Here is an 18,580-nt window from a genome sequence, read left to right as displayed (position 1 = left end):
GCGCTGCAGCAAGGTGACGCGAATTTCGAATTCACCACACCGGGCGCCGAACGGCCTCATTTTTAGCGGACATTTGCCGCCAAGGCCTTTTCCGGACCTTGAGAATGTGATTCAACCGGGCAGGGGCAAGTACCGGAATTCACGAGCAGGGGGCACATGGCCAAGGAAGCGCGCGGCGATTTCTATCCGGTACCGATCGTCGACCAGAACACGCGACCGGGTGCGGTAACCCGGCTCATCATCTTCATCGTTGTCTTGACGGGCGCCGCGATCGTCTTCGGCCTTTTCCGCGAGCGTCTTGGCGATCCATTCCTGCTTGGAATGCTTGGTGTGCTGGCGATGATCGGCGTCGGCTTCCTGTTCGCCACCGCCATCGGCTTCGTGCAGATCACACCGCGCTCGACGAGCGACGAGCTGTCGAAAGCCTTCGTCGATTCAATGTCGCAAGGTCTTCTCGTCACCGACACCAAAGGGCGTGTCGTTTACGCCAATCGGGCCTATGCCGACATGACGGGCGCGGCGTCGGCGGCGGATCTCAAGACGGTCGAAGGGTTGCTGTCCGATGTTCCCGAGGCCTCGGTGACCATATACCGGCTCGCCTCCGGCCTGCGCGACGGCCAGCCCGGCGACGGGGAGTTTCGGCTTGCTCAATCCATTCGACCCGGCGCCGAGCCGGGCGCGCGCTGGTATCGCGCCCGCGCCCGCGCCTTCAGCGTCCCGGGCCAGCGGCTGCCTTTGCTCGCCTGGCAACTCGCCGACATCTCGGAAGAACGGGCCGAGCAGGAGCGGTTCTTCCTCGACCTGCAAAAGGCTATCGACCATCTCGACCATGCGCCGGCCGGCTTCTTTTCGGCCGACCAGGAAGGGCGCGTCACTTACATCAATGCCACGCTTGCGGAGTGGCTGGGCATCGACCTGACGAGCTTCACGCCCGGTGCCGTCACGCTTCCGGAGATCGTCGCCGGCGACGGCATGGCGCTGGTCCGCTCGGTCAAGGCCGATCCCGGCACCACGCGCAACGCGGTCATCGATCTCGATCTGACGACAGTGAAGGGCGAGGCGCTGCCCGTGCGTTTCATGCATCGGGTGTCGGCCAGCCGCGAGGGCGTCAACGGTCCGACGCGCACCATCGTGCTCAACCGGACGCAAGGCGAGGACGCTTCCGCCGATCTTCGCGCCTCGGAGATCCGCTTCACCCGCTTCTTCAATTCGACGCCGATGGCAATAGCGGCTGTCGACAACGGCGGGCGCATCTTGCGCACCAACGCGCCTTTCCTGTCGCTGTTTTCCTCGGTCGTCGATGGGGACGCGGTCGATCGGCGCGTGCGGCTGGACACGGTGATCCATGAGCGCGACCGGCCCGCCTTTGCCGTGGCGTTTGAAAAGGCGCGACAACGGCAGGCCGACATCGAACCGATCGATACGCTGCTGCCCGGCAATGAGGAGCGGCACATGCGCTTCTACGTCAACGCGGTTGCCGACGGCACCAGCGAGGGCGCCGAAGAATCGGCCATCGTCTACGCCGTCGAAACCACCGAGCAGAAGGCGCTCGAGGGCCAGATGGCGCAAAGCCAGAAGATGCAGGCGGTCGGCCAGCTTGCCGGCGGCATTGCCCACGACTTCAACAATGTGCTGACCGCCATCATCATGGCGTCGGACCTTTTGTTGACCAACCACCGCCCGTCGGACCCGTCCTTCCCGGACATCATGAACATCAAGCAGAATGCCAACCGGGCGGCGTCGCTGGTGCGGCAGCTTCTGGCCTTCTCACGCAAGCAGACGCTGCGGCCGGAGGTGCTCAACCTGACCGATGTGCTTGCCGATCTCCGGATGCTGCTGGCCCGCCTGGTCGGCAACGACATCAAGCTGAAGGTCGATCATGGCCGCGACCTGTGGCCGGTGAAGGTCGATATCGGGCAGTTCGAGCAGGTGGTGGTCAATCTGGCGGTCAATGCGCGCGATGCGATGCCGGCCGGCGGCGACCTCACCGTGCGCACCCGGAACGTGACCACCGAGGAGAGCAGGAGCCTTTCCTACCGAGAGCTTGCGCCGGCCGACTATGTCGTGGTCGAAGTCGAAGACACCGGCAGCGGCATCGCCCCCGAAGTGCTCAAGAAGATTTTCGAACCTTTCTTCACCACCAAGGAGGTCGGCAAGGGCACCGGCCTCGGCCTGTCCATGGTCTACGGCATCATCAAGCAGACGGGCGGCTTCATCTTCTGCGATTCCGAAGTCGGCAAGGGATCCGTGTTCCGCATCTTCTTGCCGCGCTACATTGCAGAGGCGAGAAAGGCAGGCGAACCCGGCGAGGCGCCGGCTGCGCCGGCAAAGATCGCCGACGCAGCCAAGGATTTGTCGGGCTCGGCCACGGTGCTGCTCGTCGAGGACGAGGATGCCGTGCGCATGGGCGGCATGCGAGCGTTGACGTCGCGCGGCTACACTGTCCACGAAGCGTCCTCGGGCGTCGAGGCGCTGGAAGTCTTCGAGGCGCTTGGCGGCAAGGTCGACATCGTCGTTTCCGACGTGGTGATGCCTGAAATGGACGGGCCGACGCTGCTTGGCGAATTGCGCAAGCGGCAACCGGACATCAAATTCGTCTTCGTTTCTGGCTACGCCGAGGATGCGTTCGCCAAAAACCTGCCGGCAGACGCGCATTTCGGTTTCCTGCCGAAGCCGTTTTCGCTCAAGCAACTGGCCACAATCGTGAAGGATGTGCTTGAATCTTAGGGTTTGCTAATCTCGCACTTGCGTAATGACGCGAGGCTGCCATGATTGCGGGTGAAACGGACGGCGGGTTTTGGGGAGCATGCCGTGACGCCGCACAACGAGGCAGGCAAGGGTGATTACGCCGCAACAGTGCTGTTGCCAGGCGATCCGCAGCGCGCCGAATGGATGGCGGAAACCTTTCTGGAGGCGCCGCGCTGCGTCAACCGTCGCAGGGAGGCCCTCGGCTTTACCGGCCTGTTTCGCGGTAAGCCCGTCAGCATCCAGGCAACGGGCATCGGTGTCCCGTCATTCCTGATCTACGTGCATGAGCTGCTCGATTTCTACGGCGTCAGGACGCTGATCCGCACCGGTACCTGTGGCGCTCTGACCGCCGGGCTGAAACTGCGCAGCCTGGTGATCTCGCAGTCGGTACGAGGTGAGAGTGCAGAGAGCGGTCAGGTTTTCGGGCTCTACAACGATGTTGCCGCCCCCGATCCGGCACTATTCGTCCGCGCCTTGGCCAAGGCTGCCGAACTCGACATCGAGCATCAGGCCGGGCTGACGGCCTGCAGCGACATATTCTATCATCCCCAGGGACGGACCCGCTTTGCCGAGGTGCAGGCTGAAGGCGCGCTCGCGGTGGATATGGAGACCAGCGCGCTCTATCGCATCGCGGCGCATTTCGGCGCCCGGGCGCTGTCATTGCTGACCGTCGTCGACAATGTGGTGACCGGCGAGCAAACCGACTATTCCGAGCGCCAGGCGCTTTTCACTGACATGACCCGGCTGGCGCTCGATGTTGCAGCCGACAGCTAAGCTGCTTGCCGCTTAGGCGTCGTGTGTTCTTCGATGCCTGGCCGATGGCCTTTCAGATAGAGAGCACAGGTCGTGCGCAACATCGACGCGAAGTTCGGAATCTGGCCGTTGATCTCGATAGCCTCGTCATAGAGCTTCGAGATGAATTTCGGGGTCGTCAGACCCTGGCTGTCGGCGATCTCGTCGAGCAAAGCCCAGAACGTCGCCTCGAGCTGGATGCTGGTCGAGTGCCCGTCGATACGGATCGATCGGTTGATCTGTCGATAGCCCTCCGGATCCTGCCCGGCAAAAACCCTGCACATCGGTTACCTCCCTTCTTGTTGGCTTTGGCCATTCTTGTTGATTTTTGGGCGCAATCAGCAGTGATTCGCGCCTTTGAGCAGTGCCTATCGTGACCAATTATCTTCAGCTGGAAAGCGGAAAACAGCAATCGGACTTTCGTCCTTAAGCAGTATGCCACGCGGTCGTTAGATTAGCGCGTGGTAATCGGCTGCCACCATCTTTGCCGAAACGCGCGCATAATCATTCCGACGCGCATATGGCGCTGCTGCAAGGGAGTGTCATTTGGCGAAGGCAATCCACACCATGATCCGGGTTCTGGAAGAGGCCCGGTCCGTCGATTTCTACTGGAAAGCCTTTGGGATGGATGTCGCCGAACGGCTCGATTTCGATACTTTCACGCTCGTCTATCTGAGCAATGCCGAGGCGGAGCTCGAGCTCGAGCTCACCGTCAACAAGGGCCGTGAAGAGCCTTATGCGCTCGGTGACGGCTACGGCCATCTCGCGGTTTCGGTCATCGATCTGGACAGCGAACACGACCGGCTTGGCGCGCTTGGCCTGAACCCGAAAAAGATCGTCGAGTTCAACCGCGACGGAGCGCTGCTCGCGCGCTTCTTCTTCATCGAGGATCCCGACGGCTACAAGATCGAGGTCCTGCAGCGTCGGGGCCGGTTCAAATAGGAGACATCGCGGCCGCGCCGACCTGCGCGGCGCCAGCCACGGCACCTTCACGGTGCAAATAGCAAGCAAGGGAGGAAGAAATGGTCACGATTTACGAAAGCAAGCCCGGGCTGTCGCGCCGCGAGCTGCTGAAACGCGGCGGTGTCGGCGCATTGCTGGTCATTTCAGGCAGCGCCGTCATCAGCCCGCAACATGCCTGGGGCCTTGAGACATCGGCGCTCAAGCCTGAAACCCTGGCGACCCTGATCCAGATGGCGCGCGACATCTACCCGCACGATCAAGTGCCTGACAAGTATTACGCAATCGCCGTCAAGGCCCACGATGAGCAGGCCGGCAAAGATCCGGCCCACAAGGATCTCATCGAAAAGGGCATCGCTGATCTCGACTTGAAGTCTGGCAAGGACGGCTACACCGGCCTCGGCTGGGAGGAGCAGCGCGTTGCTGTGCTGAGAGAGATCGAGGACACGCCGTTCTTCCAGACGGTCCGCGGCGGACTTGTCGTCGGCCTCTACAACCAGAAGGAGGTCTGGCCGATTTTTGGCTACGAAGGCGAGTCCTACTCCAAGGGCGGCTACATGGCGCGCGGTTTCGACGACATCGAGTGGCTCTGAGCCCTCTCGTCGCAACCGCACACAACAGACATCGTGGGAGGAAACCATGGCAGCACCATTTGATCTTAAGAACGATGGCGTGGTCGTCATCATCGGCTCGGGCGCCGGCGGCGGCACGCTCGGCAACGAGCTCGCCCAGAAGGGCATCGATGTCGTCATCCTGGAGGCGGGCGGCCGCCACGAATACGAGGATTTCATCAACGACGAGTGGGATTCATTCGCTCAGCTCGCCTGGACGGACAAGCGCACGACCTCGGGCGACTGGCGGGTGGCGAAGGATTTTCCAAACTTGCCGGCCTGGATCGTCAAGTCGGTCGGCGGTTCGACCACGCACTGGGCAGGCGCCTCGCTGCGCTTACAGGAGCACGAATTCAAGACGCTCTCGACCTACGGAAAGCTGGATGGCGCCAACCTGCTCGACTGGCCGATCACGCTTGCCGATCTTGAACCCTACTACGCAAAGGCCGAAGACAAGCTCGGCGTGACACTCACCAACAACATCCCAGGCCTTCCCGGCAACAACAACTTCAAGGTGATGAAGGCCGGCGCCGACAAGCTCGGCTACAAGGAGTGCCACACCGGCCGGATGGCGATCAACTCCGAGCCGCGCGACGACCGCAATGCTTGCCAGCAGACCGGCTTCTGCTTCCAGGGCTGCAAATGGGGCGCCAAGTGGTCGACTCTGTATACCGAAATCCCGAAGGGCGAGGCGACCGGCCATCTCGAGGTCAGGCCAAATGCCATGGCTATCAAGATCAACCACGATGCGTCAGGCAAGGTGACCGGCGTCGTCTATGCCGACAAGGATGGCAAGCTTCAGGAACAGAAGGCCCGCATCGTCGCCGTCGCCGGAAATTCGATCGAGAGCCCACGGCTGCTGCTCAATTCAGCATCGAGCCAGTTTCCCGACGGCCTTGCCAATTCGTCGGGACAGGTCGGCAAGAACTACATGCGCCACACCACGGGCTCGGTCTACGGCATCTTCGACAAGCCGGTGCATATGTATCGCGGCACCACCATGGCCGGTATCATTCGCGACGAGGCCCGCAACGATCCCTCGCGCGGCTTCGTTGGCGGCTACGAGCTCGAGACGCTGTCGCTCGGCCTGCCGTTCATGGCCGCCTTCCTCGATCCCGGCGGCTGGGGGCGTTCCTTCACCACGGCGCTCGACCACTACGACCATATGGCCGGCATGTGGATCGTCGGCGAAGACATGCCACGCGAGGAAAACCGCATCACTCTGCATGCCGATATCAAGGACGAGCACGGCATGCCGGTGGCGGATGTCCATTTTGACGACCATGCCAACGACACCGCGATGCGCAACCACGCCTACAAACAGGGCTCGGCGCTGTACGCGGCGGTCGGGGCGACGCGGACCTTCCCGACGCCGCCCTATCCGTCGACCCACAATCTCGGCACCAACCGGATGAGCGAAAAGGCGGCCGACGGGGTCGTCAACAAGCATGGCCAGGCGCACGACATCAAGAACCTGTTCGTGTCGGACGGCAGCCAGTTCACCACCGGCGGTGCTGAAAATCCGACATTGACGATCGTGTCGCTGGCGATCCGTCAGGCCGATTATATCGCTGAACAGATGTCGGCTAAGAGCATCTAGCCGTAGCCCTCCCGGCTGCCTGCTGGCGCGGAGCCTCGCACGGTTCCGCGCCTCTTTTTGTCGGCGCCAGAGCTACGCGCCGACCGGCCTGCCATCCTTGCGGCGGATGGCGACCACTGCGGGCCGCGGCGGCTGGCCGTCCTTGAAGTCGGGCCACAGCGTCGCGGCCTTGTCGAGCGTCTCGGCGTCCTCGGCCGGGTGCTGGACCGACAGGAACAGCGTCGTGCCATCTGGCGTGAAGCAGGGGCCGGTCGCCTCGGCACCCTGTGGGCAGGTGAAAAGCAGTTTTGGCAGGCCGCGCGCCGGACCTTCGGTGTCGATGCCGTAGACACCGTCCGGCAGATCGAAGTCGTTGGCGCCATCGGTCCCGACCCAGAGCCGCCCGGCCGGGTCGAAGGTGATGTTGTCGGGGCATACGAACCAGCCATCCTCCGACGTGTCGGCATGGAAGGTCGCGCCGACCGCGGCCTCCTTGGGATTGCCGCATAGCACGAACAGGTCCCATTCGTATTTTTCGGCCGTATGGTCGGCCTCGGCACCACGGCCGCCGGGCGGGATCAGCTCGACGATATGGCCCCAGAGGTTTTCCGGCCGCGTGTTCGCCGGGTTGACCTTCGACTGGTCGCGTTTCTTGTTCTTGGTCATCACCGCATAGACGCGGCCGGTGACTGGATTGGTCTCGATGTCTTCGGGGCGGTCCATCGGCGTAGCGCCCAGCGCATCGGCGGCCAGCCGTGTTTTCAGCAGCACCTCGGCCTGATTGGCAAAGCCGTTTTCGGCTGTGAGCTTGCTCTGGCCGTGGACGAGCGGCAGCCAGGTCATCGTGCCGTCGGCATCGAAACGCGCCACCGACAGCGCGCCGTCATCGAGGAGGTCCTTGCCGGAGGCCGGGTTCGCCGGATCGTAGGCCTTGTTCGAGACGAAGCGATACATGTATTCGAAATAGTCGTCGTCGCCCATGTAGACGGCAACGCGGCCGTCCTTGTTGACGACGACGGTGGAGGCTTCGTGCGACATGCGGCCGAGTGCGGTGCGCTTTACCGGCTTCGAAGTCGGCTCATAGGGATCGATCTCGACCACCCAATCGAAACGGTTTGCCTCGTTCGGTTCCTTGTCGAGGTTGAACCGGTCATGGAAACGGGCGCGACCATAGAAGTCGGAGCCGTCGAAAGCGTAGCGATCGAGGATGTCGGCAATGGGTGTCTTTTTCGGATCGCCACCGAAAATATCGGAGACGCCTTCCTCGCATGTCAGCACGGTGCCCCATGGGGTGACACCGCCGCCGCAATTGTAGCTGGTGCCAAGAACCTTGGTGCCGGTTGCATCCGCCGAGGTTTTCATCAGCGCGTGGCCGGCGGCGGGACCGGATACGGTCATTTCGGTGTTGGCCGTGATGCGGCGGTTGAGCGGGCTGTCCTCGACCGTCGCCCACTTGCCGTCTTTCAGGACAATCTCGACGATCGAATGGCCCATCGCGGCCATGCCGAGATCGACCTGTTCCTTGGTCATCGCCTTGCCGGCATCGTCCTCGGTCATGCCGGGAAACATCACATTGGGAGAAATGTACTCGTTGTTGACGCAGAGCAGGCCGTGGTCGGAATTGACCGAGCCTTTCGGCAGCGGCATGAAGGCGATGTAGTCGCAATTGTAGCCGAAGCGCTTCTCCTGCTCGTCGGCGGCGACCTTGTTGCCATCGAAATCCGGCAGGCCGGTTGCGAGCGCGTCGCCCCAGCGTGCCACGATCGTGGTCTCGTACCCTTCGGCGGCGGCATGGGTCTTATCGTAGACGCGCTTCAGCTCGGGAAAGCCCAGTGTCGAGAGCGCGGCAGCTGCATGCGTTTCGCCGGCAAACAGCGAGCCGACGAAACTGCCGCCGGCAATCAACGCGCCGGATGCAAGACCGCCCTTCAGCAGACCACGGCGTGAGACGCGGGCGGCAATGACGTCGCGAATGACAGGGGAGGGTGATGACGGGGAGTTGGCCATGATGTCTGCCTCTCTGGGTGGATGGTGACGGCGCAGCGCTGCTATGCTGCTTCGGCAACACCCGGATGACATGAGAGGAAATACTTCTTGGTAACGGGTCGGCGGCCCCGAGCCGTCGCTCAACGCTTCGTGCAGGTCGAGGCGGTGAAGGCGCCGTCAGGCTGCTTCATGATGATGTCGAAGGATGGGCTGGTTTGGCCGTCCAGGGTGGCTTGCGTAAGCGAGATCGAGTTGCCGCCGGTCGTGTAGCCGCCCAACGGGCCCAGCCAGGTGATCTCGCCGTTTGCATTCATCTGATAATTGTAAGCCTGCGGAGCGGTCCCGAAGGTCACCGGGCCGCTATAGACGTTTCCTTTGATGGTGATATCGCCAAGGCTAAGGAACATGCCAAGCAGATAGACTTCGCAGTGATAGGTGCCGTCGGGCAATTTGCCGTCGGTGAAGTCGGCGTGTGCGCCGCCGGTGGCCGCAGCCAGGAGCACTATGCTGAAAATACGGGAAATCCTGGGGGCCATGACGTCGCTCTTTTGAAGATCGAACTTGCCCCATTTTCCTGCAGCGCTGCAACGGTTCGCAATCGTCGATGTGTCGTTGCTCAAAAAAAGTGCATTAGTTGGCATGTGAGCAAAATTTAGGCGGCGGCGGGTCATTTTTTCTCAAGCAGAACCCCGGCGGCGGCGCTCATCTTTGGCGGCTAATATATTAACCGGCTGATAGAGCTAGGAAATCTCAGCCCGGTCAATTTTGCTCCCGCGGTTGGCACAGCCGTTGCATGGTCTGTTTGCGATGCGATCAACCAGCTTGGGAGTTTGAAATATGTGGGGCAGTTTCTCGACAATAACAAAAATGTTTTCGGCAGGCGTGGTCACGGCCGGCCTGCTGATGAGCGTCCCCGCCAGAGCGGCTGACGACACGATCAAGGTGGGCATTCTCCATTCGCTGTCGGGGACCATGGCGATTTCGGAGACGACGCTGAAGGACGCCATGCTGATGCTCATCGAAGAGCAGAATGCAAAGGGCGGCCTGCTTGGCAAGAAACTCGAAGCGGTCGTCGTCGATCCGGCTTCCAACTGGCCGCTGTTCGCCGAAAAGGCGCGCGAGCTGATCTCCAAGGACAAGGTCGCGGCGGTGTTCGGTTGCTGGACGTCAGTGTCGCGCAAGTCGGTGCTGCCGGTGTTCAGCGAGCTCGACAACATCCTGTTCTATCCCGTCCAGTATGAGGGCGAGGAGAGTGAGCGCAACGTGTTCTACACCGGTGCGGCGCCGAACCAGCAGGCCATTCCGGCCGTCGACTACCTGATGAGCGAGGATGGCGGTTCGGTGAAGCGCTGGGTGCTTGAAGGCACCGACTACGTCTATCCGCGCACCACCAACAAGATCCTCGAAGCCTATCTGAAGGCCAAGGGCGTCGCCGCCGAAGACATCATGGTCAACTACACGCCGTTCGGCTTCTCCGATTGGCAGACCGAGGTCTCGGCGATCAAGAAGTTCGGCTCGGCCGGCAAGAAGACCGCCGTCGTCTCGACCGTCAATGGCGACGCCAACGTGCCGTTCTACAAGGAACTCGGCAACCAGGGCATCAAGGCCGAGGATATCCCGGTCATGGCCTTCTCGGTCGGCGAGGAAGAGCTTGCCGGTCTCGACACCACGCCGCTCGTCGGCCATCTCGCCGCCTGGAATTACTTCCAGAGCATCGACACGCCGGAGAATGCGAAGTTCATTGCCGACTGGCACAAGTTCATCAAGAACGACAAGCGCACCACCAACGACCCGATGGAAGCCCACTATGTCGGCTTCAACATGTGGGTGAAGGCTGTCGAGAAGGCCGGCACCACTGATCCTGACAAAGTCATCGACGCCGTGGTCGGCGTCTCGGTGCCGAACCTGACCGGTGGTTATTCGACCATGATGCCGAACCACCACATCACCAAGCCGGTGCTGATCGGCGAAATCCAGGCCGACGGCCAGTTCGAGACCGTCTCGCAGACGCCCGGCCTGGTGATGGGCGACGAGTGGTCCGACTACCTGCCTGATTCCAAGGACCTGATCTCCGATTGGCGCGCGCCTCTGTCCTGCGGCAACTTCAATGTCGCTACCGGCAAGTGCGGCGGCAAGGGAACCAACTGATCCTCCCGGGTCTGACGGTCGTGGATTTCTCCACGACCTAGACCGCGAAGCGTCCGGGCGAGCTCCTCCTCTCCTCGAGTCCGCCCGGACGCGAATTTCAACCCTTCGAGAGCCTCCAGAAACCGATGACCTTCATCCGCGCAATTGGGCTGACGCTGCTGCTCCTCCTGGGGATGCTGTCGCCGTCGAATGCTGCCGAAGCGGATCTGCGTGCCATCATCGCCAAATTCGCCACTGCCTCGAATTTTTCGGCGATCGAAGCTGTCGTGCGCGAGCTCGCGGCCACCGGTGATACCGCCGTCGAGCGCCCGCTTGGCGCGCTTGCGGAGGGCGATCTTTACGTCCGCAAGACCGATTCGCAGGTTTTCATCGGTAAGGAAGGTGGCGGTAGCGTTGAGCTGCTCGACCCGCTGAGCGGTGAAAAGTCCGGCGATGCGGCCAAGGGCGAGATCACCAAGATCAAGGTCAACAATACGCTGCGCCGCGCCGTCCGCGATGCTTTGGGCACGCTGACGCTTGGCGCGAAAGACCCGGCTGCGCGCATCGCTGCCGCTGACACCATGTTCAAGACGCCCGATGCCACAAATATCGAGCCACTCGATGCCGCAATCGCCAGCGAAACCGTGGCAAGCGTCAAAGCGCTGCTCGAACAGGCCCGCGCCGCATCCGTTCTGGTGTCGGACAGGCCGGAGGCCGACAAGCTGGCGGCGATCGCCCTGATCGGCGCGCGCGGCGACCGCGACGCGCTGTCCCTGCTCACCTCCGTCGAGGCCAATTCCGAGGGCGCGGTCAAGGACGCGGCGACGGCGGCGATCGCCAACATCAATTCGACGCTGGCGCTGTGGGATGCTGGCCAGAACATCTGGTACGGCATTTCGCTGGGGTCGGTGCTGCTGCTGGCAGCGATTGGCCTTGCCATCACCTTCGGCGTCATGGGTGTCATCAACATGGCGCATGGCGAAATGGTGATGCTCGGCGCCTACACGACCTTTGTCGTGCAGGAAGTGATCCGCAATTCCTTTCCCGGCCTGTTCGACTGGTCGCTGGCCATCGCACTGCCGCTCGCCTTCCTCGTCGCGGCGCTCGTCGGCCTTGCCATCGAACGCGGCGTCATCCGTTTCCTCTACGGCCGGCCGCTGGAGACGCTGCTGGCGACATGGGGCGTTTCGCTGATCCTGCAGCAGGCCGTGCGCACCATCTTCGGGCCGACGAACCAGGAGGTCGGCAATCCGTCATGGATGTCCGGATCATTCGATATCGGCCAGCTTGCCGTGACCTGGAACCGGCTCTGGATACTGGTATTCTCGCTCGGCGTGTTCGCGGTGCTGCTCTATGTGATGAAGCGCACGCCCTGGGGTCTGCAGATGCGCGCCGTCACCGCCAACCGCCGCATGGCCGCGTCGATGGGCATCAGGACGCCATGGGTTGACGCGCTGACCTTTGCATTGGGGTCCGGCATAGCTGGCATTGCCGGCGTCGCGCTCAGCCAGATCGACAATGTCTCGCCCAATCTCGGCCGCGGCTACATCATCGACAGCTTCATGGTCGTCGTCTTCGGCGGCGTCGGCAATCTCTGGGGCACGCTGGTCGGCGCCTTCTCGCTCGGCATCGTCAACAAGTTCCTCGAACCATATGCCGGTGCAGTCCTTGGCAAGATCGTCGTCCTGGTCCTCATCATCCTGTTCATCCAGAAACGCCCGCGCGGCCTGTTCGCGCTGAAGGGCAGATCGGTGGAAGCATGATCACGGGACGCTTCTTCGCTGCTGGCGCCGACCGCCGCATCGCCATCACGATCTTCATCCTGCTGACGGTCGCCATCGTCGTGCCGCTGCTCAATCTTGCGGTCTCGCCGACAAGTGCGTTCTACGTGCCGTCCTATATCGTCGCGCTTACCGGGAAATATCTCTGCTACGCGCTGCTCGCCTTGGCGCTCGATCTCGTCTGGGGCTATTGCGGCATCCTCTCGCTCGGCCACGGCGCCTTCTTCGCGCTCGGCGGCTATGCGATGGGCATGTATCTGATGCGCCAGATCGGCTCGCGCGGCGTCTACGGCAATCCGCTGCTGCCGGATTTCATGGTGTTCCTGAACTACAAGGAATTGCCATGGTTCTGGTACGGTTTCGACCATTTCTGGTTTGCCGCGATCATGGTGCTTGCGGTGCCCGGCCTGCTCGCCTTCGTCTTCGGCTGGTTCGCCTTCCGCAGCCGCGTCACCGGCGTCTATCTGTCGATCATCACCCAGGCGATGACCTATGCGCTGCTGCTTGCGTTTTTCCGCAACGACATGGGTTTCGGCGGCAACAACGGCCTGACCGATTTCAAGGATATTCTGGGCTTCAACGTGCAGGCCGATGCAACACGCTCGGCATTGTTCGCGGCCAGCGCCGTCACGCTCGCGCTCGCCGTCTACGTCACCTGGGCAATCGTCGGTTCAAAATACGGCAAGCTGCTGATGGCGGTGCGCGACGCCGAGAGCCGCACGCGCTTTCTCGGCTGGCGGGCGGAGAACGTCAAACTGTTCGCCTTCACCGTGTCAGCTGTCATGGCCGGCATTGCCGGTGCGCTCTACGTGCCGCAGGTCGGCATCATCAATCCGGGCGAGTTCGAACCGTCCAATTCGATCGAGGTCGTAGTGTGGGCGGCCGTCGGCGGGCGCGGCACCATCGTCGGGCCGATCATCGGCGCACTCGTGGTCAATGCCGGCAAATCCTGGTTCACCGGCGTGCTGCCGGAGTTCTGGCTGTTTGCGCTGGGCGGACTGTTTGTCGCCGTCACGCTGTTCCTGCCCAAGGGCATTATCGGCATGTGGGATTCCTGGCGCGGCAATGCCAAGGCGCTGCGCGCGGCCTCGATCGCCGAGGAAGCCGGCACCGATCCTGACGTCCCGGCGCCGCCGAAGATCGTTCGCAGTGCCGCGAGAACGCCTGGCGACTGGTCTGCATCCAGCCCCGAACCGCAGCCGGCGGAGTGAGCGATGTCGAAGAGCAACACCATCCTCTATCTCGACGGCGTCTCGGTTTCCTTCGACGGCTTTCGCGCCATCAACAATTTGTCGCTGGTGCTCGACAAGGGCGAAATGCGCGCGATCATCGGTCCCAACGGTGCCGGCAAAACCACGATGATGGACATCGTCACCGGCAAGACGCGGCCCGACGCGGGCGAGGTCTATTTCGACGGCGAGGTCGACCTGACGAAACATGACGAGGCCGAGATCGCCATGATGGGCATCGGCAGGAAATTCCAGAAGCCGACCGTCTTCGAAAGCCATACGATCGAGGAGAACCTGATGCTGGCGCTGAAAGGCCCACGCTCGATCTTCCCGGCACTGTTCCATCGCCGCTCGGCCGCGGAAGTGCGGCAGATCGACGACATCCTCGGCATCATCCGGCTTGGCGACAAGCGCGACGAAATCGCCGCCAATCTCAGCCATGGACAAAAGCAATGGCTCGAGATCGGCATGCTGCTGGCGCAGGATCCGAAGCTGCTGCTGGTCGACGAACCGGTCGCCGGCATGACCGACGCCGAGACCGAGGAGACCGCGCGGCTGCTCAAGGATATCGCGCGCGACCATTCGGTCATCGTCGTCGAGCACGACATGCATTTCGTGCGCGAGCTCGGCGTCAAGGTCACTTGCCTGCACGAAGGCTCGGTCCTTTCCGAAGGCTCGCTCGATTTCGTTTCGGCCGACGAGCGTGTCGTCGAAGTCTACCTGGGGAGATGATCATGGTCTGGCGCGTTCCGTTTCATCATTTCGACCTTTCGTTCTTCAGGCGTTGGAGAAAGCGCTGACCATGCTCGAAGTCTCCAACGCCACGCTTCACTACGGTGCCGCCCAGGCGCTGCGCGGCGTCTCGCTCAAGGCCGGCGCTGGCAAGATCACCTGCGTGCTCGGCCGCAACGGCGTCGGCAAAACCAGTTTGATGAGATCGATCGTCGGCCACCACCGGCTGACGAGCGGAAGTGTTGCCTTCGAGGGGAAGGCGCTCGACCGGAGCGCGGCGTATGATCGCGCCCGGTCGGGCATCGCATTCGTGCCGCAGGGCAGGGAGATCTTCCCGCTGCTCACTGTGCGGGAAAACCTCGAATCGGGCTTTGCGCCATTGAAGCGCGCCGATCGCAACATTCCCGGCCACATCTTCGAATTGTTCCCGGTGCTGAAGCAGATGCTCGGCCGCCGGGGCGGTGACCTTTCCGGCGGCCAGCAGCAGCAGCTTGCCATCGGCAGGGCGCTGGTGATGCGGCCGAAGCTGCTGGTGCTCGATGAGCCGACCGAAGGTATCCAGCCGTCGATCATCAAGGATATCGGCCGCGCCATCCGCTATCTGCGCGACCAGGCAGGCATCGCCGTGCTGCTGGTCGAACAGTACCTCGATTTCTGCCGTGAACTGGCGGACGAGGTCAACATCATGGATCGCGGCTTGATCGTCCACACCGGCCCGGCCGAGGATCTCGACCGCGCGGACGTCCGCAAGTTCCTGACCGTCTAGTTGCAAACCTCCAGGATTAGCCGAAACATCTCTCCCGTCGTCATCCTAGGGCGAAGCAAGGAGCGAAGCGACGCGGCGCAGACCCCAGGATCCATACCGCGCCGTCGGTCAAAGAATGCAGCGGTCAAGAACAGAAGCCGTTTTTCCGGCGCACACCATCCTGGATTCTGTGCCGTTGTGACGCTCGGAAGTTTCGGCATGGATCCTTGGGTCTTCGCTCCGCTTCGCGTCGCTACGCCCAAGGATGACGAAATCACAAAGGCCTACGAGATTTTCTTCAATCACATCGTTTGCAACTCTAGCGCGCCGAAGATTGCATGCTAGGCTTTACTTGGCCTTGTTGAGTCGGCCGCTTTCCGTATCAGTCTCGTTGACAGATCAAGGTGAGGCGCGGGCTCAGCTGGCATGTTCCATGCAAGCAACCCTCTTCCTGCGATCTGATCGTTGTTCAATGCATTTTGGGGCACTTGGGCCCGGGACAGCCGATGGAACGTTATGTCGAGGACTACCAGAAACGACGGCTCACCGAGCGCGTTGACATCATGACCGCCATCAACATTCTGAGATCGCAGGGATATGATCACGACGAGCTGATTGCGGAGATCACCAAGGTCTTTTACGTCGATCTCGATGCCTACAACGAGGTCGTCATGGCGGCATAAGAGCTGGCGGAGGGGCGGCTGCCCGTGCCGCCAAGCGGCTAGCTCGCGCGTCGGAAGGTTGAGGCCGCGACGCGGTTGCGACCGCCGCGCTTGGCAGCATAGAGCGCCTTGTCGGCGGCGCTGAGCACCTTGTCGAAGCTCATGCCGTCCTTGCTGCCGAAAGCGTATCCGGCGCTGACGGTGCATGTCAGGTGACGGGTTTCGGTCTCGATGACACGCGCGGCGAAGGCGGTGCGTATACGCTCGGCGGTGAACTCCACCGCTTCGGGCAGGGTGCGCTTCAGAACCAGCGCGAATTCCTCTCCGCCCATGCGCGCGGCGACATCGGTCGGGCGAAGGTTCTCGACGAGTTCCTTGGCGAACACCTTCAGCACCTGATCGCCCGTGGCGTGGCCGAATTCGTCATTGATGGCCTTGAAGCCGTCGAGGTCGAACACGACCACCGCCGTGAAGGCCCCAATTGGGGCGCCGCCATTGAGATCGAACAGGGCGCGGCGATTGAGCAGGCCGGTCAGCGGATCGGTCAGCGCATCCAAACGGTGATGTCGGGCCAGACGGCCCTGGTTGAGCGCCAGCGAAAGGGCACCGATGCCGGTCATGCTGGCGATGACAATGACGAGGCTCAGATCTTCGGCCCAGTTGCTCGGCGCATGTCCGAGGACAAGCTTCCCATCCCACGCAAGAGCCACGGCGCACAGCACAAAGGAAACGCCGGTGGCCGAGTAGAGCACGGCGAGGCCGATGATCGGGACAGGGGCTTCGGTGCGCCCGATCCAGTACTGATAGGCCGTTGCAAACAGAAGCAAGGCGGCAAGGAGATTTTCGAACATGAAGCCGAGCCCGTCATATCCGAGCGCCATCGGCGGCAGCGCCAGGGCAAGCGTGATGCAGCTGCCGAGAACCGTCAGCGGGATCGGCGATCGGCCTGACCTGAACTGGTAGGCGGCACCCAGCATGGTCGAGAACCCTACAAGGAGCAGCGCGAACGTCGCAATGCCGAGTATGCGTCCCGGCGCCTCGATATAATCCTGGTAGATAAAAACATCGCCGACGACCAACAAAGCGCTGATCGCCCATGTCAGCAGAAACTTTTCGGTTCGTGCTGTCAGCCAGATGCCGAACAACGTCAGGCTCAGGCAGGCGGCGGAAAAACCGACAGCCAGCAGAAGTGAGTGGTAGTCAAGTGACATGCCCTAACCCGCGGCTGCCCTAGCTCCGCGGATTCATGCAGCAAGGAGGTATCGATAAGGTTACGATGGTGGTGAAGATGTCACAATCGAGGCCGTCAGCCTGTGACGCGCTTCATCAGCGCCATGGCGCCGAACGGCGCACGGACCTTGCCTTCGGTGATGAAGTAGACGAACACATCGCGCGGCTTTACCGGTGCGTCGATCGACGGATCGGCGCGCGATAGGTCGGCCGGCACCTTGCCTCCCGCCCAGGTTTTTGCGCGCGCCGCCCATTCGTCGAGCGCCTTTGGCGTGTAGCAGTCGGGATTGTCGTCGCTGCCGGTCTGCAACCGGGCATAGATGAAATCGCCGGTGACATCGGCGATCCCAGGATATTTGGCGTGGTCGGCGTAGACGATCGCGACCTTGTATTTGCGCAGCAGCGCGGCGAATTCCGGCACGATGAAGCTGTCGTTGCGCACCTCCACCGCATGGCGCAGGGCCACGCCGTCCTGCTTTTCAGGCAAAAGCTTGAGGAAGGCCTCGAAATCGTCCGGGTCGAATTTTTTGGTTGGCGCGAATTGCCACAGGATCGGCCCGAGTTTGTCGCCGAGCGCGGCGACGCCCGACCCCAGGAAGCGCATCATGGACTCGCCGGCCTCGCCGAGCACACGGCGGTTGGTGACGAAGCGGTTGCCTTTCAGTGAATAGACGAAGCCATCCGGCGCCTCACCAGCCCATTTGACGAAGGTCGGCTCCTTGAAGCTCGAATAATAGGTGCCGTTGACCTCGATGCTCGGCACCTGCCGGGTTGCGTAGTGGAGCTGCTTCGCCTTGGACAGCTTGTCCGGATAAAAGGACGTGTCCCACGGCTCGAAGGTCCAGCCGCCCATGCCGGCGCGGATTTTTCCTGATTGGGTCATTGTCGTCCTCCCGAGTTTTGAAATGGATCAGGCCGTAGCGATCGTTTCGACAGTCTTCGCCATGTCGACGATCGTCCATCCTGGCCGGTATGGATTGGGCCGACGACCCGTTTCGTGAAAGCCATACTCTTTGTAGAGCGCGATGTTCCGTTCCATCCTGGCGTTGGTGTAGAGCCGCACCTCGGGCAAGCCCTGCAGCCGTGTCTGTTCGTCCGCGTGATTGAGCAGCGAGATGCCGAAACCCTTGCCTTGGGAGGCAGGCGCGACGGCGACGGAGAAGATCATTGCGTGATCTGCATGCCGTTCGAGAACCAGCAGTCCGGCCGTCTCATCATCGCTTTCCAGCAACCAGACTTCGCCGCGTTCGATCCGCGGCGCATAGTCCTCTGTCACCGGGATCGGCGGCGCGCCCAGCAACGCAGTGTAGGGCGCGTAGGCAGCGGTGTTCAGTTCAACGACAGCATCAAGATCACCGGCAAGCGCTCTTCTGATCTTCATTTGAAGGTTCTTCCAAA

General features: G+C 62.0%; 17 protein-coding genes. 11 read left to right on the top strand and 6 right to left on the bottom strand.

The window, feature by feature from the left end:
• Positions 1-156 precede the first annotated feature (156 nt).
• Positions 157-2,727, top strand: a complete 2,571-nt coding sequence (gene cckA / locus RPG13_RS21900) for a cell cycle histidine kinase CckA (RefSeq protein ID WP_128284503.1) — start codon at positions 157-159, stop codon at positions 2,725-2,727.
• Between the two features lie 84 nt (positions 2,728-2,811).
• A complete protein-coding gene (locus tag RPG13_RS21895) occupies positions 2,812-3,522 on the top strand; it encodes a DeoD-type purine-nucleoside phosphorylase (protein ID WP_128284504.1) in 711 nt (236 codons plus the stop codon).
• On the opposite strand, the gene RPG13_RS21890 is transcribed toward RPG13_RS21895, so the two are convergent.
• Entirely contained in the window at positions 3,519-3,824 is a 306-nt protein-coding gene (locus RPG13_RS21890) for a ribbon-helix-helix domain-containing protein (protein WP_126106434.1), read from the bottom strand. The genes RPG13_RS21895 and RPG13_RS21890 overlap by 4 nt on opposite strands.
• 262 nt (positions 3,825-4,086) lie before the next feature.
• Here RPG13_RS21890 and RPG13_RS21885 point away from each other — a divergent pair, with 262 nt between their 5' ends.
• From RPG13_RS21885 to RPG13_RS21875, 3 genes are all read left to right on the top strand, one after another.
• Positions 4,087-4,482, top strand: coding sequence for a VOC family protein (locus RPG13_RS21885; RefSeq protein WP_128284505.1), 396 nt, complete (start codon positions 4,087-4,089; stop codon positions 4,480-4,482).
• Between the two features lie 80 nt (positions 4,483-4,562).
• On the top strand, positions 4,563-5,093 hold the full coding sequence (locus tag RPG13_RS21880; protein ID WP_128284506.1) for a gluconate 2-dehydrogenase subunit 3 family protein: 531 nt from the start codon (positions 4,563-4,565) through the stop codon (positions 5,091-5,093).
• A 46-nt stretch (positions 5,094-5,139) separates the two neighbouring features.
• Positions 5,140-6,711, top strand: a complete 1,572-nt coding sequence (locus RPG13_RS21875) for a GMC family oxidoreductase (RefSeq protein ID WP_126106437.1) — start codon at positions 5,140-5,142, stop codon at positions 6,709-6,711.
• Between the two features lie 72 nt (positions 6,712-6,783).
• Here RPG13_RS21875 and RPG13_RS21870 read toward each other — a convergent pair whose 3' ends face one another.
• Positions 6,784-8,697 (bottom strand): PhoX family protein, encoded by a 1,914-nt coding sequence (locus RPG13_RS21870; protein ID WP_337125986.1) that lies wholly within the window; start codon positions 8,695-8,697, stop codon positions 6,784-6,786.
• 119 nt (positions 8,698-8,816) lie between these two features.
• Entirely contained in the window at positions 8,817-9,212 is a 396-nt protein-coding gene (locus tag RPG13_RS21865) for a hypothetical protein (RefSeq protein WP_095485573.1), read from the bottom strand.
• A 301-nt stretch (positions 9,213-9,513) separates the two neighbouring features.
• On the opposite strand from RPG13_RS21865, the gene urtA reads away from it, so the two are divergent.
• The 6 genes from urtA to RPG13_RS21835 all read left to right on the top strand — a co-directional run bounded on the left by urtA (position 9,514) and on the right by RPG13_RS21835 (position 15,973).
• Entirely contained in the window at positions 9,514-10,824 is a 1,311-nt protein-coding gene (gene urtA / locus RPG13_RS21860; protein WP_337125985.1) for an urea ABC transporter substrate-binding protein, read from the top strand.
• 125 nt (positions 10,825-10,949) lie between these two features.
• Positions 10,950-12,566 (top strand): urea ABC transporter permease subunit UrtB, encoded by a 1,617-nt coding sequence (gene urtB, locus RPG13_RS21855; RefSeq protein WP_292670868.1) that lies wholly within the window; start codon positions 10,950-10,952, stop codon positions 12,564-12,566.
• On the top strand, positions 12,563-13,795 hold the full coding sequence (gene urtC / locus RPG13_RS21850; protein ID WP_292638129.1) for an urea ABC transporter permease subunit UrtC: 1,233 nt from the start codon (positions 12,563-12,565) through the stop codon (positions 13,793-13,795). The genes urtB and urtC overlap by 4 nt, the downstream gene beginning before the upstream one ends.
• Before the next feature lie 3 nt (positions 13,796-13,798).
• Positions 13,799-14,545 carry an urea ABC transporter ATP-binding protein UrtD gene (urtD, locus tag RPG13_RS21845; protein ID WP_095485315.1) on the top strand — a complete coding sequence of 249 codons (747 nt, stop codon included), beginning with the start codon at positions 13,799-13,801 and terminating at the stop codon, positions 14,543-14,545.
• 70 nt (positions 14,546-14,615) lie between these two features.
• Positions 14,616-15,311 carry an urea ABC transporter ATP-binding subunit UrtE gene (urtE, locus tag RPG13_RS21840; RefSeq protein ID WP_095485572.1) on the top strand — a complete coding sequence of 232 codons (696 nt, stop codon included), beginning with the start codon at positions 14,616-14,618 and terminating at the stop codon, positions 15,309-15,311.
• A 485-nt stretch (positions 15,312-15,796) separates the two neighbouring features.
• Positions 15,797-15,973, top strand: a complete 177-nt coding sequence (locus RPG13_RS21835) for a hypothetical protein (RefSeq protein ID WP_337125984.1) — start codon at positions 15,797-15,799, stop codon at positions 15,971-15,973.
• Positions 15,974-16,011: 38 nt separating this feature from the next.
• On the opposite strand, the gene RPG13_RS21830 is transcribed toward RPG13_RS21835, so the two are convergent.
• From RPG13_RS21830 to RPG13_RS21820, 3 genes are all read right to left on the bottom strand, one after another.
• On the bottom strand, positions 16,012-17,163 hold the full coding sequence (locus RPG13_RS21830) for a GGDEF domain-containing protein (protein ID WP_337125983.1): 1,152 nt from the start codon (positions 17,161-17,163) through the stop codon (positions 16,012-16,014).
• Positions 17,164-17,258: 95 nt separating this feature from the next.
• Positions 17,259-18,065, bottom strand: coding sequence for a DUF72 domain-containing protein (locus tag RPG13_RS21825; protein WP_337125982.1), 807 nt, complete (start codon positions 18,063-18,065; stop codon positions 17,259-17,261).
• Between the two features lie 27 nt (positions 18,066-18,092).
• Positions 18,093-18,563, bottom strand: coding sequence for a GNAT family N-acetyltransferase (locus tag RPG13_RS21820; RefSeq protein ID WP_337125981.1), 471 nt, complete (start codon positions 18,561-18,563; stop codon positions 18,093-18,095).
• Between the last annotated feature and the right edge of the window lie 17 nt (positions 18,564-18,580).

This window comes from Mesorhizobium sp. ISC15, from assembly GCF_037162615.1.
GTDB classification, from domain to species: Bacteria; Pseudomonadota; Alphaproteobacteria; order Rhizobiales; family Rhizobiaceae; genus Mesorhizobium; species Mesorhizobium mediterraneum.
The sequence above is the reverse complement of the archived record's forward strand: the minus strand, read 5'-3'. Positions and strand labels throughout refer to the sequence as shown.

Coding starts and splice junctions, on each gene's coding strand:
- cckA (WP_128284503.1), top strand. CDS start 157: ATGGCCAAGGAAGCGCGCGGCGATTTCTATCCGGTACCGATCGTCGAC.
- RPG13_RS21870 (WP_337125986.1), bottom strand. CDS start 8,697: ATGGCCAACTCCCCGTCATCACCCTCCCCTGTCATTCGCGACGTCATT.
- urtE (WP_095485572.1), top strand. CDS start 14,616: ATGCTCGAAGTCTCCAACGCCACGCTTCACTACGGTGCCGCCCAGGCG.
- urtC (WP_292638129.1), top strand. CDS start 12,563: ATGATCACGGGACGCTTCTTCGCTGCTGGCGCCGACCGCCGCATCGCC.
- RPG13_RS21890 (WP_126106434.1), bottom strand. CDS start 3,824: ATGTGCAGGGTTTTTGCCGGGCAGGATCCGGAGGGCTATCGACAGATC.
- RPG13_RS21820 (WP_337125981.1), bottom strand. CDS start 18,563: ATGAAGATCAGAAGAGCGCTTGCCGGTGATCTTGATGCTGTCGTTGAA.
- urtA (WP_337125985.1), top strand. CDS start 9,514: ATGTGGGGCAGTTTCTCGACAATAACAAAAATGTTTTCGGCAGGCGTG.
- RPG13_RS21835 (WP_337125984.1), top strand. CDS start 15,797: ATGGAACGTTATGTCGAGGACTACCAGAAACGACGGCTCACCGAGCGC.
- RPG13_RS21875 (WP_126106437.1), top strand. CDS start 5,140: ATGGCAGCACCATTTGATCTTAAGAACGATGGCGTGGTCGTCATCATC.
- RPG13_RS21880 (WP_128284506.1), top strand. CDS start 4,563: ATGGTCACGATTTACGAAAGCAAGCCCGGGCTGTCGCGCCGCGAGCTG.
- RPG13_RS21865 (WP_095485573.1), bottom strand. CDS start 9,212: ATGGCCCCCAGGATTTCCCGTATTTTCAGCATAGTGCTCCTGGCTGCG.
- urtD (WP_095485315.1), top strand. CDS start 13,799: ATGTCGAAGAGCAACACCATCCTCTATCTCGACGGCGTCTCGGTTTCC.
- RPG13_RS21825 (WP_337125982.1), bottom strand. CDS start 18,065: ATGACCCAATCAGGAAAAATCCGCGCCGGCATGGGCGGCTGGACCTTC.
- RPG13_RS21830 (WP_337125983.1), bottom strand. CDS start 17,163: ATGTCACTTGACTACCACTCACTTCTGCTGGCTGTCGGTTTTTCCGCC.
- urtB (WP_292670868.1), top strand. CDS start 10,950: ATGACCTTCATCCGCGCAATTGGGCTGACGCTGCTGCTCCTCCTGGGG.